Here is a 14,931-nt window from a genome sequence, read left to right as displayed (position 1 = left end):
ATTAATTACTAATCATTTATTATCCTTTAAATTTTTTACTGCTTGTTTACCAGTCAAAATAACTGCTGAATTAGACGTATTATTAAATTCATTCTGTATTTCTTTAGTCTTATTCTTAATACTATCAGAAATTCGATCAAGATTCTCTACTTTTTCATTATCAATAAAAGTTTGTTCTATATTTTGAGAATGCATTTGATTGCCTTTATCATAGATAGCTTCTAATTGCTCAACATTTTTATAAAAATCTGATTGTAGATCTTTTTTAGTCGAAAAGTTAGCATCATTGATATGATCATTCAAATCTTTAGGTACTTCATTGTTGATTTTAGCAACCTCAAAAGCAATTTTTTCTGCTTCAGCAGAGTGATGCATTATCCATATAGCTGCTTGCTCCTTGCTTCTTATTTCAGGATTTTGAGCAATAATTTCATTTAATACAAGTTCATTGATGTTACGATCAATAGTGATAGAGTTTTGAGATACATAATTCATGCTGTAACTAAGTTGCTCCATTTCTTGTTTAGTTTTAGCTATTTCTTGCCCAACAGATTGTTGCTCAGAAAGGTTATCACTAAGATTTTTACTTAATGACTTCACCTCACTATTTGTACTACTAAATTTTCCTTCTTGAACTGCGCTTTGAATTTTTGATAATGCTTCACTATGTGATTGTTGTTGATTTGCTGTTATACCTTTATTTTGTTCATTTTTATTGTTTCCAAAAACTCTAACTTGTGCAAAAAACGCTCCACCACCAATATCAGCACTTGTACCACTACTTTTACTGTGGCTACTACCTGTATGCTGACTAAAGGATTCACTATCGGAACTTACATTTTGCAGAGCTTGGTATTCGCTCTCAGTTAGACCTATATACAGAGCTTCATCATGAGTTAACTTTTCAGCTATTTCCATGGCCATGGAGTTTCCTGTTGAAATAAGATTGGCCTCTTTTTGTGTCAGTGAATTAAGCCTGCTCTGAGAACTCAAAAACTGGTTTTGATATCCAGCTTGTAGCATGGCAGAAGAGCGGAAGTTTGTTTCTAATGAATGTACAGTTTGAATTACAAATTGCTCGCCATTATTTCCAGTAATGATTTTGTAGCTACCATAATCGATAATATTATCAGCCATATGTAATAAAGGAGCTAGGTTTTGTTGAGAAATAGTTCTATTGCCTATGCTGTAATTATCCATACTCAAGTTATTGTCGACTATATTACTTCCTAAGCTGCTAGCAACTTGTATAGGAGAGAACTGGCTGGCTAAGTTAGCTGTAGCATGAGCGCAAGCTTTTATCACTGACCAAGAAAGCATTGGTATTGATGATGCAAGCATTTGAAACGTCGCATAGCTATATAAAATCATCTCTGCAAAGCTTCCTTGCGATAGCATATTCAGACCATAATCACTACCGAAAGCTCCAGATTTACTGGATAAGCTGATCATTCCTAGACAATGGATTATTGTAAAAAATACTGGCCAGCTGCTGACCCATATTATTAATAGAATCCATGTTTTGAGTATGTTGTAACCACCAGGCAGTAAGCCCATTGGAAATACAATAAAGATCATTGAAACTACTAATGCAAAAAAAACAGATTGTAAAATAGGCATCATGTGAGCAGCCATTTCCCCAGCGACTAGATACGAAAATGATTTTTGAAAGAGCCCTCTAATTGCATGCATACTCACCAGATTAGGATAAATTCGTGATAATGAAAACTTCTCACGCCAGTCATCATATGACTCACGATTAGCATTGAGAAGCATAGCTTGCTTCATCCATTCATGAATGTCTTGTTGCTCTCTTTGTAGATATTTTAGTGTATCTCCAGTCATAACTTTTAGTCTTTGACTTAACATGTGTGATTGATCAGATTGAACTCCAATCGCAGCTGCAAAGTTTGTTAAAAGCCCTTCATTTAATTCTTTATGAATTGCTGCTTTAATTAATGGAGTAGCTTGCCTACATGTCTTGAAACTAATACCTAAATTACTCGGTTCGCGATAATAAATACCGAAATTATTAGGTATATTCTGCTCGATAAATCCTATGATGTCGTTAGTTTGTTGAGCAGCTGCTTTTTTACCTAGAATATTACCTATGATGTAAGGCTTCATAAAGCATTGTCTAAGAAATTCCTTAGTATTAGTTAAAGTTACTGGATCATGTATTTGCACATCTCGAATCTTAGCTACAGCCTTAGCTCCAAACATAATACCAGTTTTTCTGCTCGATAGTCCTTCATAAGCCGGTAAAAGATGATTTTCCAACATTTTGGACACAAAGTAACTCGTTTGCGATGAAAGAGAAGCAAACATTGCTATACCTATCGGAATATTATCAACTTTTACTGGTGCACTCATTGATACCTCATCCTTCAGCCAAACAGTAGCTTTGGGGGCAAATAACAGCGTAAAAATAAATATCGATGGAAAGAACCACTCCATAGCAAAGATGCCGATATTTCCTCTAAAAATAGCCCTAGTAGCAGCCCATATGCCGCCAATAGTCAAGGCTAAGTGGCCTACTGGAGTGAAGTATTCGCTATTTGAAGCAAAGACTCTGCCTATGCCGTTAAACACATGCCACAATAAGTCTCCACCACCAAATGTGTATATTACGTAATCCATTAACTTTTCTCCTTCGCTATTAAATGCTGCTCTATTAATCTAGCCCTTTTATCTATTCGACTTGCATCTGTTTGTAGGCTAGTCCATTTCTCATTTGCAAAAAGTTGTACCCGATTCAATTCCTTCAAATATCTTTCTAAATGTTCATTCGAAACTTGCTTAGCACCTAGTGAAGTAACGGCTCTACGTATTTCGGTGATTACTTCCTTCAAATGCTGAACTAATGTATAGCTAGCTATTAATTCTGATGAGCTATCTAAAATTGTGACTCCAGAAATAGCTTCTAATGTAATATAATCATAAATCGGAAATATATCTCCAATCGAAGATAAAAAGGCTATTTCAGAGTCAGTGAATTCAGAATTATTAGCAAACTTAATTTTTAGATTAGTCAATTGTTGTTTAGCTTTACCTGCATAAGATTTCTCTGGCAATATTGTGATATTTCGTTGCAAGCTTGGATGCAAGCAACTGACATTATCACAACTGTAAATCGAGGCTGATTCTCCGCCTTTTAAATGACTAATCCAACTTTTTTCATCCTGAGCTAATGAGTCATAAAAGTGTACATTATTGTTTGTAACCACGATAGTGCCAGTCATAGACATGATTGAATCACGCATATCTGATGGTATTCCAACCTTTGCTGCTGCTTTAGTGAAGATGTTATAATCATCAAGCATTAACTCTGGATCCTTGTCTTGTGCTTGTCGCAGAGATTGTTTTTGGGCTAAATCATTACGACATTTTTTACCAGCTGCAAAATAATCAAATCCACTTTGTGACTGTATATCACGGCAAACAGCTTCTCTCATAGCCCAGTTTCTTGGTAAAGCTGTAGCAAATAATGCTTTTGTTAATTCACAATCTCCTTTGGCAAATTGATTCATCTCCATTGCTAGATTACGTAAGTCCTTAAGAGCATTTTCGATCTGTGGAGCAAATGTTTTTAATCCTAATGAAAATGCATAAACTTTAGCTTGAGAACCAATATTCTTCATTAGTTGAACTAATTCTTCTCCAGAAATAACAGAGAAGCTACCAAGATAGGCATCAATACCGCTACAGCTCATGTTTAAAGATGGTGGAGTTATAGCAAATGGCTGAAATGATGTTTGGCTTGTTCTGGCAGATAATCCGCCAGCCGCATAATATCCAGCCGCTAGATCTTGATATGATCCAGATCTAGTAACATTAACACTCATTCCTTGAAATACGTTTTCGATATTCCAAGCTAGTGATACTGGAGCTTGTAGCAATAATAGCATTGTAATAGCATAAACTCTGATTCTGGTGCTCATGTGATCTCCAATTTATGATAATATCTATCGATTGCTAGAATATTGTCGATAATTTTATCTTCAGAAATTATGCCTCTAGCTACTGCATATATTTTTTTACCATCGCTAGCTACTAGATATAATACAGGCACAACATGCTTAGGGTTTAGTTTATTTAGCAACTCATTATTCTTACTGACAGCTAGCAACTGAAATGCATATTTATTAGCAAAGCTCTGAACAATAGGAATAAAGGCATTACAGAGCAAGCAATCTTCTTTAACTTGTAAAATTAATCCCCAGTTTTTAGCAATATTTTTGAGTTTTAAGTCGTTTTTCTGCTCTGATTTTTCTTGATACAGCTTTCTATGTAAGCTATTAGATGGCTCATTAGCGTTAATCAGTTGATAATCAAGTAGAGTAGCTAGTTGCCACATAGTAGCAAACTTATGAGCCTTCTCCATGATTTGTTTCTGTAGCCTTTGAGCTGCAATCACATTTTCGAGCGTTGGATTATCAAGCGCTATACGCTGAGCTCGATTAAATTGCTCCTTCAATTCCTCGATTCTATGATCATGAGTCCAACTCATCAACTTAGAACTAGAGTTATTAAGCTCATGATCATGTTTATCATTATACCATAGAAATCCTGTTGGTGAAGCATCAACAGTGGATAAATGACTAATTAATATCATAAACATTAATAATCTGCTCATTTAGACTGACTTTGTTGCATACGATGAACTTTATCTTTGATTCCTGCAATAATGTCTTTGTTCATGCTGTTTTGAGCCTTAGTGAGTATATCACCAAATAGTTCATCCATATTGATTTTAGTGAAATCAACTTTTTATAATTCCTTAACAGTAAGGCCTCTACAATTTGGACATTCAGGTGTTCCAAAGTCTATTTTTAGCTGTTTTCTTGCTTCTTCCTGAAAAATTCTAGCAAGTTTCGACTGAAAGCAGCAATAAGTAGACTTTCTAGCTAAGCAAATACCTAATATCGGAATTCTTGAAGAACAGTAGGTTCCAATATAGTAGCAGTAACCTTTTTTTCTATATAGAGCTAATTCTTGTTCCTTAGATTTGCATTGTGATAAGCCTATATCACGCCCCCAGCCAGTCATTGAAGAGCAGCAATTCAAAAAACTAAATACATCTTTTTTGCATTTGCGATGTTTTCCTGAAAATACAGAAACAGGATTTGTTTTAATGTCTTTGCTCATCTGATTTAGCATCGCTATATGAGCTACTTTAGCTATATCCCTGTTTGGTATAATAGTTGGAGTATTGCAATTGCCTCCTAAACAAAAGATTGAGTTATTACGCAATGATGAGTGTAGCATTGTTTGCTTCTCAGTTGAACAGCTATAATCGTGCTGCCATAGTAAACAAATATTTGCTACTGATTTTTGGCAAGTGCTGTTTTTTAATTCGCAATTTTGAATTTTAAGGTGTTTGCAACCATCTTTTGGATCGCTAGTACAAGAAAAAACAATCTTTTGTTTCCAATATGGACGATTGACTTTAAACTTGTCAAAAAATACTCTATCACCACCATCATAGTTGATTCTATTGACCTCATAGCATTCGTTACTTTCTGTTAATTGCTCAAGTTCAGGGTTTAAAACTTTCCAATATTCTGCTACTTTCCTTAGTTCTTGAGTCTTATCTCTGTAGTCATAGTGAAGTATACATATTTTTTCATTTACTTCTAATAACAAATTTCTACCAACATGGTGTATAGATGCACCAAGCCTATTAGCAATAGCCCATTTCATTTGTTTTACAATTGCTTCGGGATCATCTGCTAGGCAGTATACTTGCGCATCTAATTCATCATCATAGACATCGCTACGACTATTAATCCAATTACTATGATTCTCCTTTATTTCTTCTGTTGCAAATTCCATTTGCCGGCTTTGCCATGGAAGCCATACATTCTCTAATTTGCACTCAACGTTTAATTCTCGAATAAGTTCAATATTGAACTTACTGCCTTCAGTACAACTTTGAATAATTTCAGTATTAATTTTACTTGTCTGAGTTACGAAGTTACTGCTATCAAGGGCACTTAAAGGATCAGATTCAATTCTCATTGAATTAGCTATCATATAATTTTGATCGTTGATATTATGTTGAGTTAAGGCATTGTTTTTACTGTTTTCAGCTTGAAATAACATTGCCCCACTTTCTGTACTAAGCTGATTACGGCCATGGTAGGTTAAATCTTCATCATTATTAGGATAATTAACATTACTACCTTGATGAAATAATTCTTGTGTATTTGAAGAATTTCCAAGATTTACATTATAGTTGCTAGCTTCATTATAACTGCTTTGCATTGAAGCTAAACAACAATTGATGTTCAATATTATCAAAACTAGTACTATAAGTTGCTTCATGGAGTATTCTCATTCATAATTTCTAATGCTGTTGCTAAAGGAATATGGCCAGTTAATTTCTTGGTTAATCCTCTTTTTTCATCATCTATTACTATCACTGGTACAACATCAACCTTATATTTCTCAAACAAGCTAGGATCTATATCGAAGCTAATATCAAGCTCCATAGTTTTATTCTTTGTTTGTGTAAATGAGTTATTAATTAACCCACGCATAACTAATTGAGCTCCGACCTTTTGAGACTCAGCAAAATAGCTTTTTAAAGCCTCATCACTCATTGAAAATGAGACAAAAATAAAAGTTTTTTGCTTGTCCAAAAAAAAAGCATTAGCATTATTAACAAATAATAAAACCATCAACATCATTACTCGTATAACCATATTCCTCTCCAAGCTTTATAAATCAAAGCAAACAACAATCTCTTTTTCGCCAAATCAAGTAACCAAAATCTTCACCATTAACTGGAAATTCTCTGCCGGCTTGCCATGTAGCTTCTGTTTGACCTATGCTCTTGCAGGATTTTGTTTCTGGAATTGGATAAGTCATTTGTAGTCGATATTGGCTTTTCTTGATGATAGGCATAGGATACTTACCACATAGGCCTTTATAACCATAATATCCCCATAACATCAGTTGCCTATGCATCTTAGCCATAAATTTACTTACCATTAATACAGATGTTCCAACTCCACCATTATGCGCTGCAGCTGTTCCAGTAAAAGGGTAAAGCATTCCTTGACATCCAGCACACCAAAAAGCATAATCACTTGCTAATAAACCAGCGCTACAACTCATGCAATCAGCTATACATGCTTGATAAGCAGCTACATTTTGAAACAACAACGTTTCTGGATTTAAAATCGCAGATTTAGCATCATCACTCCATAATGGATCAAACTCTGTTAAATATGCTATATCGACTGCAGCCATTTCCAGACAAATAAAATCAAGCAAAATTTCCAGCCAGTAAATCACGGGATAGACATACCAATGAATGTGGTAAAAAGCACTTCCTTCAGCCTCATCTTTCATGCCTTTTTGAGTAGCAGTTCCAAATGACAAACCTCCAAGACTTACCATACACATTGGTGACTTTGTAACGTCTACAAGGCGTACTGGCTCCCAAAATCCTACCGGAATACCAGGTATAGGCACTGGAATCCCTGGCTTAGGACAAAGACATATAAGTCTACCAGAAGCATTAGTATCAGGCATTGAACTGCTTACTACCTTAAATCCAGCTATAGTAATTGGAAACAAGCACTTCCAACATACATCTGTTATAGGATTTACAAATCTTCCAACACACCCAGCAGCTGCATAACAGTTATTAGCTGTTATGGACATCACTATCACAAACAAAATTACCAGTTCCTTCACTTACCAGCTTTTCTTGATTATGTATACTTCCTTTTTTTTATATTTTCGAAATTTGCTAGCAGTATTTTCTATATCTTTGACACCTGGCACTAAATATAAAGTTTCACCACCTGGATTTACTATCTCTTGTATTTCACCTCGTAGCGTATTATTAACTATTTTAACTAGATCTTGTTCTAATTGCTGTAATTTCCAACTTTTCATATAAAACCTTCTTTTAAGTTGAATCTAATAGTATATTGAGTTATACTGCTTACAGCATATTATGTAACTTCCAACGTGCGTTATATGCTTTTAATAGGTGCTTACTTCGCTAATTTTAAGCACAGTGTTTTCTTGCTCTATTATGGCTGGCACAGCTTGTATTTTAAACTTCATACTCAAAAAACCCAATTGATCGAAGAATACGTGCCGGCCTAATAGATTGCTTAGTTCAATAGGATTTCCATTAACTAACACTATCTTTCCTGTTCTTGATTTTGCCCAAGCAACCTGATCTTCATCATCTCCATCAATTAATATTAGTGGTTCACCCCAATTTATTATCTCTAAAGGATTTATTTTAGTTCCTCCCTTTACTATTATTATACCATTTTTTGTCTTAATGTCATCCTTTTGAACATAGGTAGAATCATATATTCGCGTTTTATTTTCAGTAGCTTTACTTAAATTTTTTACTGGAACTGGTCTCATGATTTTTTGCCTAACTTTTTCCTGAAATTCCAGCTGCATTTGGTTCAACAATCCACTTTTTGATGCAGCATTAAGTTTAGCCATAATCACCTCCAGTAATGATTCCTCAATGATTGGAAAAACATGCCCTCTAGTCCCATAATCCTTAATCTCAACACCTATATCAGCATTTAATAAATTGGCCCTTATATCGCTTACTTGATAAGCAACAGCAAATAAAGCAAAGAATGTGCCTATACCAATTACTACTCCTTGCTTCATGGAATTATTTTCCGCTCTCTTATCACATAATTAATTGCCTCACTGACATTCATACCTTTAGCCATGTGATCTTCTATTGCTTGATAATCTCTAGCATTCGTCGAAGTTAACAGTAGAGTAAATGGATCAATCATTAATCTGCCTATAACACCAGAAACATTAGGGCTGTAAATAGCTATTTCACTATAATACGGAGGATTTGAATGTACAGATTGCAGTAAATTCAGCTTCCAATCCTCATCAACAAAGCCTGCAAGCTTAGGATTAGCTCGCATTGCCTTAAATGATTCCGAATTTTGCTTTAAGATTATCTTATGTGATGAGTTCTCAAATGCCTTTTCAGACGCAGAACCCTCTTGACGAAAGTAATCCGTGAGTTGCTGAGTTGCTAAAGCAATCGATCCATTATATTTTCGAGCTATTCGACCTGCTTCTTCAATAAACTCTCCTGAACGCTTTCCAGCTAATAGCTTCCAAGCTTCATCGATCATAATTAAAAAAGGTCTACTTCTATCTCCCTTAACCATTGTTTGATTAATATGAACAATCATAATCTGTACAATCACAGCTAATAGCTCTGGTACAGAGCGTAGATGATCAGTTTCAATTACCACAATATCAGAGTTTAGAGATAATTGCGCCTTACCGCTAAAAAATCTTCCATGTTGACCATCTTTAGTAAAAGGAAAGAGCATATTTCCAAGCTCTTTAGCATATGATTCTTCTCTATTTGATAACCAGTCTGCAATATCCGTGATTTCAGCTTTAGCTCCCTTTTTTTGCCAGACTGATATCAAAGCCCTCTGTAGCATTGGTTGTTGTAAATCGCTTGTTCCATACTGTGGAGCAGCCATAGTAGCTAAAATGGATGGAAAGTTAGATAAAAAATCCGATCTAGCTTCTATAGACTTTGCGCTGTCATCCTCTGGCACCTCTGAAAATGGATTAATTGATACAGGATTTTTCATGTCGAATTCTATGTATCTACCACCTAGAATCAAGCATGTACGCTTAAATGATCTTCCATAATCAAGAACAAAAACTTTACCACCAACTCCTAGAACAGATAGCATTAATTCTTGCATAAAAACAGATTTTCCAGAGCCTGGAACTCCAGCTATACAAAGGTTAAAGTTCTCATTTGGAGCTACCCCATGCTTATTTAATGCAGGTAATAAAGCTCCACCAAAAGGAGACCAATACATTATTTGTCCTCGTCTTCCAGCTAGCAACATGCCTGGAGAACTTAAATCACCTTTCCATTCACCGATTATTGGCAATAATACTTTGCTCTCTACAGAAACAGTTTTTATGCCTCTACCTAAGCTAGAAAGAGCTACTCCAACTCCTGATGTTTTATTTTGACCCAATATACCTTTTGGGCCTTGCTCAACTAACTGCATTGGTAGCGCAGCTAGTAACACGGCTACATGATCATATTTGCATGGTACAAAATACCATCCACTGCGTCTTAACATCGAACAAAAGGCCGATGCAGATTGCTTAGCTTTCTTTGTTTTATCAAACATAATAACGTTGAAGTGAATATTAACAACTCTATCACCGCTCTGTAGAGCAGCCACTACACCAGCTAAATCAGCAGCTTCTTGCTGTATGTCAGGAAAAAATTTGCCCATTCCTGCATTAATATTTCTTTCTAGCGCTTCTCTTTTAGTTATGGCTGCAGTCCTTTCCATTGCTTGATTTGGTAAAATTTGCAGACCAAAATGAATCAGGAAATTTGATTTTATATATTCATCACGACGCATTTCATTGCCTAAAAACAGATCCATAGCAGATAATTTCCACTCTGCAGGCCTCTTTCTTGCTTCTAAACTGATAAATATTTGATCATCATTTACATTTACACAATCATCATTCTCAAATAACGAAAAATCTCCACTTAGAATTTGTTCAGACAATATTTCATACTGGTTAATATTCGAATGTTCTTCTTCAGGCCAGCCAAATATTACTCTCAGAAACTTTAATAATTGCTGTGCATTCACATTTTCAGTGCTTAATCCAATTGACCTAAACGTATCTTTTAAAGCATCTCGTCTGCGAATCATATCATCTATATTTGCATTTAAATTAGGTATAGTAACTGAAATTAACAATACTACATCCTTTATAGAACCTACTTTTTGAGCTTGATCACGTAAAAATTCTGTTCTTTTATTTGCTAACTCAATAAATATCTCTCCTTTACGATATGACTGCCAGTTGCTTAAAAAATTCTCTATATTATTACTACCAATCATCAATACTTGAAGGCTACTTTCAGCTGGTAAATTTTCATCGCTTTTCAGAAATTCAGCAATTTCATTTTGAGCAGAAACACTAGCTCCAACTAATGGCCATGCAAGCAATACAAAACCTATTGAACCACGATTAAAGAATAGCTGAGTCTCCTCATCATACGATTCATAGACAAAATGTTTAGAAAATCTTTCTCGATCAAAATCCTTATGTATGCTTGCGTTCACCTTGACTCTGTTTTGATTTAAATAAATTAATAAGATATTTTTTTGGTTTTTTCGGCGACTTGTTAACAACATCTACGCCTTGAACTGCTTTAGCTTGCCTGTAGCATAGAATACAACGTCTTTTTGATTTAATTTTTGATGTTTCAAGATTATCAATATCAAAAGCGCCTTGAGCAACCATATTCTTTATTTCGTATAAAGACTTACATTTTAGCCCTTTAGGAATTTTACAATCAAAAGTACTTCTGTAAAAGAAACTGGTTAGGCTCATACAGCACAATAGCAATAATAAAAACTTCATTATAAATACTCCTCTAACTTTTGTGATTGGTTAAATTGATTATGAGAATTAACTTTTTCATTGCTAGTTGATGGTGTATAAGTTGAATTATGTGGCTTCTTCTTGTGCTCGCATAAGTCAAACCCTTTTTTAAATACAACATCTATGACTCTACCTGACGCAATAAGAACTACTGGGCTCATAGAATCAGCTCGTTTTATAGCAAAATCAGCTAGCTTATCAAAAGCATTGCTAGCTCCAGCGTAAGCTCCAGACTGAAGCGCATCTCCAATCTGAAACTCTTGTTGTTGACCTCCTACTAAGTTTAAAGTTGGTAGCATATCAGGTTTAATAGCCTTAGATTGCAGAAACTTAGCTATACTGCTAAATACTCCATTTAATGCAGCCATGCTTGCTATGTTAGACGATTTATCTACCACGATTCCTTTAATTCCAGAACGTCCGTCTTCGCCTATCAACCAGCCTTCTACCTTTTTTTCGATAATATCTCCTTGGTTATTGACTACTGAAAGAGTTTCGATGCGACACTTAGCTCTCTCTGAGGACATCTCTCCGTTACAGGATCCAATTAAAATTGCCTTTTTGATTTGATCAGTTTTATATTTATCATAAAGAATTGCTGTATCAAGCAACTGCAGAACAATTGGTTCTGGTGATGAAGAGCTGTTTGTTCCTGTGCCTACAACGACTCCAGTAAGTAGCACAGCTCTAGCAGAACTACCGCTAGTAACATAGTTCTCAACATTTTTTTTTTGCTCAGATTCAGCTCTCCTAAGATTGACAAATGATTGTACAGGAGCTTGCTCTGTTTTGTTATCATGTGGTGAATTTGAAATATGATGATTAAGATCAGAACTAAATTCATCACTATCATTATTATATAGACTCTGCTTAGGCTGATTCTCCAATATCTCAAGTTTTTGGTTAAAATTATTAATTTGGGCTGTAATTTCTAAATATCTGCTGTCTATTACACTTTCAAATCTATCTTTTAATGTTTTGACTTCATTAAGTATTTCTTCTGTCCATTTTGCTCTCAAATCTACAGCTTGTTCTATTCCAGAAATCGCTTCTCTTGACTCACGATTTTCAATAAAAATTATAGATTCTTTCGTTTTACCACTTTCAGATAAAAAATATGAAACAACCATTATTGTGATGCTTATAAAAGTTAAGGCAATTACTGGCTTTCTACGAATGATATTTGTTAATTCTGATAACTTGCTATTAGACCTAACAGCGGATTCAGCCTTTAGTTTATCATTTAGCTCTAAATCTTCTTCTTTTGTATTATCATTGTCTGAATTATCCTGTTCCACTATTCCTCCGATTTTTGAATGTTAATGTTTCTACCTTATCAATTAATTTTCATACCACCGGCAATCCAATCTAGGTAAAATCCTAAAATAACACCAATTGCTACCATAACTCCGGCAAGCTTTATATTCCCTCGTGCTACAGCCCAAATCGATGATAAAATAGTTGCGCTTGATATACCTATTGTTTTTAGTTTTCCACTAAAAAGTCCGTCTATTTTATTAAGCTGTCCTTCAAGAGTATCAGCTAATGCTGGCTCAAAAGAAAAAACACAAGCAGTAATTATAATAATTAACAGCCCTACAACTACATTATTCCACTGTATTCCAAATGTAGGGTTTAGCATATTTAGTCGAGTTTTTTGATATATGAACATTGTTATTGCTTATTAGTAAATTTTGCATTATTCTCCTAGTGCTAGTGAATTCCACATTGAATGAAATTTTACTTTGAAGCGAGTTTCAGATACCCTACCAGAACTTCAAGTCTTTGAAGTAAAAACTAGCATTTTAAGCCAGTTTTATTTTTCCTTAGTATTTCTACTTTGTTTTTTAGAAGGTTTTGCTGTTAATTCTTTTGTATTAACATCATTACTGAACAAATTGGTGAAGACACATTTGAGCCTTTAACAAATTGCATATGAACATTGTTATTGCTTATTAGTAAATTTTGCATTATTCTCCTAATGCTAGTTAATTCCATACCAGTGAAATTTTACTTTGAAGCGGTTTTAATTAATAATCTTTGTAGAACTTTAAGTCTTTGAAGTAAAAACTAGCACTTTAAGCCAGTTTTATTTTTTTCTTAGTATTTCTACTTTGTTTTTTAGAAGGTTTCGCTGTTAATTCTTTTGTATTAAGGTCATTACTGAACAAATTGTTATTGTTTTGTTTTGAATTATCCTTTTCCTCTATTTTTGTAGCAGCATTAACAAGCATTATAGGGCTTGGAGTTTTTGGAGTAAAAGTTAACATTAAATCCTGAATTGTTTTGTATTCTCCTATTACTGTTAAATAAACCTTGTTTCCTTCTTCTCGTGGAACAATAAACAAAAATCCAGACTCATGAACTACAACTTCAGCTGCATTTTGAGGATACATAAAAATATCATTAATTTTTTCATCTTTAAGATTAATTCTTGTTGGCCCACTATCAGAAATCTCAAGCTTAAGTAAATTGTCAGCTTCTAACTCATATTCTACTGCATATATATTATTAACGTTTACCAAAGCAATAAACCCTATGATAAATCTCAAAATTCTAATATTCATTTTTTTATTCCATTCTCTTTAACACCAGTCAACAATAAAAGGTAATTAGGAGTTTGCTTGTAAGTCAAAAGGTAAGTCTTATCGACAGCTATATCTTTACTATCGCTAAACCAATAACGAAGCGTTCCACTAATTAATACTCCATCCTTTATCACTTCAATCTTTTTTGGAAAAAAGACTGAAGATACATTTGAGCCTTTAACAAATTGCAAATGATCATGAAAAAATTTATTTAAAGATTCAGTATTACTAGATGCCACTTTCATGTCTGCTATTTGTCTTTCTACCTCATTTGGAGAAGTAGTAAATAAGAGTTTCGTCACATAAATTGCCCATTCCTTTAAATAGGTTTCATGGTAATTTTTTGATGAAACCATCATTTTACGATCAGGCTCCATTGCTGGAATTAATAACCACTTTTCTTCTTTGGTAATTGCAGCCATTATCGCAATTATATTAGCTGCAGCTAGCAATATAGTTACTGAAAGTAAGCATTTATTATATTTAACCAGCTCTTGTATAGCATTTTGCTTAAAGAGATGATTCATTATTTGCCAACTTTTTTGCCCAGCAGTCTTGAATATCCTAATGGAGCTGGCAATAAACCTTTAGCTACTAAAAAACTTTTTAGCAAAAAATTCTCCGATACCTTCTTAAATTTCTTAAAGCAATAACATAGAGCAATTCCTCCAACCATAAATGCTAGGCCTAATTTAGCATGCCTACTGTTTAGTAGTACAATTCCTGGAGCTACTCCAGCTAATACTACTCCCCATTCATCAATGCTCAAACCCATATACTTCAACGGCCTCGATAATGCCCAACATAATTTTTGATTTTGCATAATCACCTTTAGCCGCAATTGTAGCATGAGATTTCTCATTCTACTACT

14 protein-coding genes and 1 pseudogene are annotated in these 14,931 nt (G+C 34.4%); all 15 read right to left on the bottom strand.

Going from position 1 to position 14,931, the window contains the following annotated elements; translation table 11 throughout:
• Positions 1 to 12: 12 nt before the first annotated feature.
• The 15 genes and pseudogenes from DK405_RS05145 to DK405_RS05075 all read right to left on the bottom strand — a co-directional run bounded on the left by DK405_RS05145 (position 13) and on the right by DK405_RS05075 (position 14,922).
• Positions 13 to 2,640 (bottom strand): conjugal transfer protein TraG N-terminal domain-containing protein, encoded by a 2,628-nt coding sequence (locus DK405_RS05145; protein WP_081420586.1) that lies wholly within the window; start codon positions 2,638 to 2,640, stop codon positions 13 to 15.
• On the bottom strand, positions 2,640 to 3,941 hold the full coding sequence (locus tag DK405_RS05140) for a conjugal transfer protein TraH (protein WP_064612731.1): 1,302 nt from the start codon (positions 3,939 to 3,941) through the stop codon (positions 2,640 to 2,642). Before DK405_RS05140 ends, DK405_RS05145 begins: the two co-directional genes overlap by 1 nt.
• Positions 3,938 to 4,636, bottom strand: a complete 699-nt coding sequence (locus tag DK405_RS05135; protein WP_064612732.1) for a conjugal transfer protein TraF — start codon at positions 4,634 to 4,636, stop codon at positions 3,938 to 3,940. The genes DK405_RS05140 and DK405_RS05135 overlap by 4 nt, the downstream gene beginning before the upstream one ends.
• Positions 4,633 to 6,327 (bottom strand): annotated as a pseudogene (gene traN, locus DK405_RS05130) (conjugal transfer protein TraN). The gene DK405_RS05135 and the pseudogene traN overlap by 4 nt, the downstream one beginning before the upstream one ends.
• Entirely contained in the window at positions 6,324 to 6,707 is a 384-nt protein-coding gene (trbC, locus tag DK405_RS05125) for a type-F conjugative transfer system pilin assembly protein TrbC (protein ID WP_064612696.1), read from the bottom strand. The pseudogene traN and the gene trbC overlap by 4 nt, the downstream one beginning before the upstream one ends.
• 22 nt (positions 6,708 to 6,729) lie before the next feature.
• Positions 6,730 to 7,707, bottom strand: coding sequence for a conjugal transfer pilus assembly protein TraU (gene traU / locus DK405_RS05120; RefSeq protein ID WP_174197576.1), 978 nt, complete (start codon positions 7,705 to 7,707; stop codon positions 6,730 to 6,732).
• Positions 7,708 to 7,911, bottom strand: coding sequence for a hypothetical protein (locus DK405_RS05115; protein ID WP_012460825.1), 204 nt, complete (start codon positions 7,909 to 7,911; stop codon positions 7,708 to 7,710).
• Positions 7,912 to 8,001: 90 nt separating this feature from the next.
• Entirely contained in the window at positions 8,002 to 8,661 is a 660-nt protein-coding gene (traW, locus tag DK405_RS05110; protein WP_064613148.1) for a type-F conjugative transfer system protein TraW, read from the bottom strand.
• Positions 8,658 to 11,219: a TraC family protein gene (locus tag DK405_RS05105; RefSeq protein ID WP_410522052.1), complete on the bottom strand. Its 2,562-nt coding sequence runs from the start codon at positions 11,217 to 11,219 to the stop codon at positions 8,658 to 8,660. The genes traW and DK405_RS05105 overlap by 4 nt, the downstream gene beginning before the upstream one ends.
• Positions 11,131 to 11,451, bottom strand: a complete 321-nt coding sequence (locus DK405_RS05100) for a hypothetical protein (RefSeq protein WP_045912833.1) — start codon at positions 11,449 to 11,451, stop codon at positions 11,131 to 11,133. Before DK405_RS05100 ends, DK405_RS05105 begins: the two co-directional genes overlap by 89 nt.
• Complete coding sequence (locus DK405_RS05095) at positions 11,451 to 12,770, bottom strand: TraB/VirB10 family protein (protein WP_081420663.1); 1,320 nt, start codon at positions 12,768 to 12,770, stop codon at positions 11,451 to 11,453. Before DK405_RS05095 ends, DK405_RS05100 begins: the two co-directional genes overlap by 1 nt.
• A gap of 38 nt (positions 12,771 to 12,808) precedes the next feature.
• Positions 12,809 to 13,144 (bottom strand): hypothetical protein, encoded by a 336-nt coding sequence (locus tag DK405_RS05090; protein ID WP_081420664.1) that lies wholly within the window; start codon positions 13,142 to 13,144, stop codon positions 12,809 to 12,811.
• A gap of 406 nt (positions 13,145 to 13,550) precedes the next feature.
• Positions 13,551 to 14,039, bottom strand: coding sequence for a hypothetical protein (locus tag DK405_RS05085; RefSeq protein WP_064612632.1), 489 nt, complete (start codon positions 14,037 to 14,039; stop codon positions 13,551 to 13,553).
• Positions 14,036 to 14,587: a TraE/TraK family type IV conjugative transfer system protein gene (locus tag DK405_RS05080; RefSeq protein WP_045912835.1), complete on the bottom strand. Its 552-nt coding sequence runs from the start codon at positions 14,585 to 14,587 to the stop codon at positions 14,036 to 14,038. The genes DK405_RS05085 and DK405_RS05080 overlap by 4 nt, the downstream gene beginning before the upstream one ends.
• The gene (locus tag DK405_RS05075) at positions 14,587 to 14,922 is read right to left on the bottom strand and encodes a hypothetical protein (RefSeq protein WP_041621693.1); all 336 of its coding nucleotides are present in this window, start codon (positions 14,920 to 14,922) and stop codon (positions 14,587 to 14,589) included. The genes DK405_RS05080 and DK405_RS05075 overlap by 1 nt, the downstream gene beginning before the upstream one ends.
• Positions 14,923 to 14,931 lie beyond the last annotated feature (9 nt).

The sequence above is a fragment of the Orientia tsutsugamushi genome, from assembly GCF_900327275.1.
Taxonomy (GTDB): Bacteria; Pseudomonadota; Alphaproteobacteria; order Rickettsiales; family Rickettsiaceae; genus Orientia; species Orientia tsutsugamushi.
The sequence above is the reverse complement of the archived record's forward strand: the minus strand, read 5'-3'. Positions and strand labels throughout refer to the sequence as shown.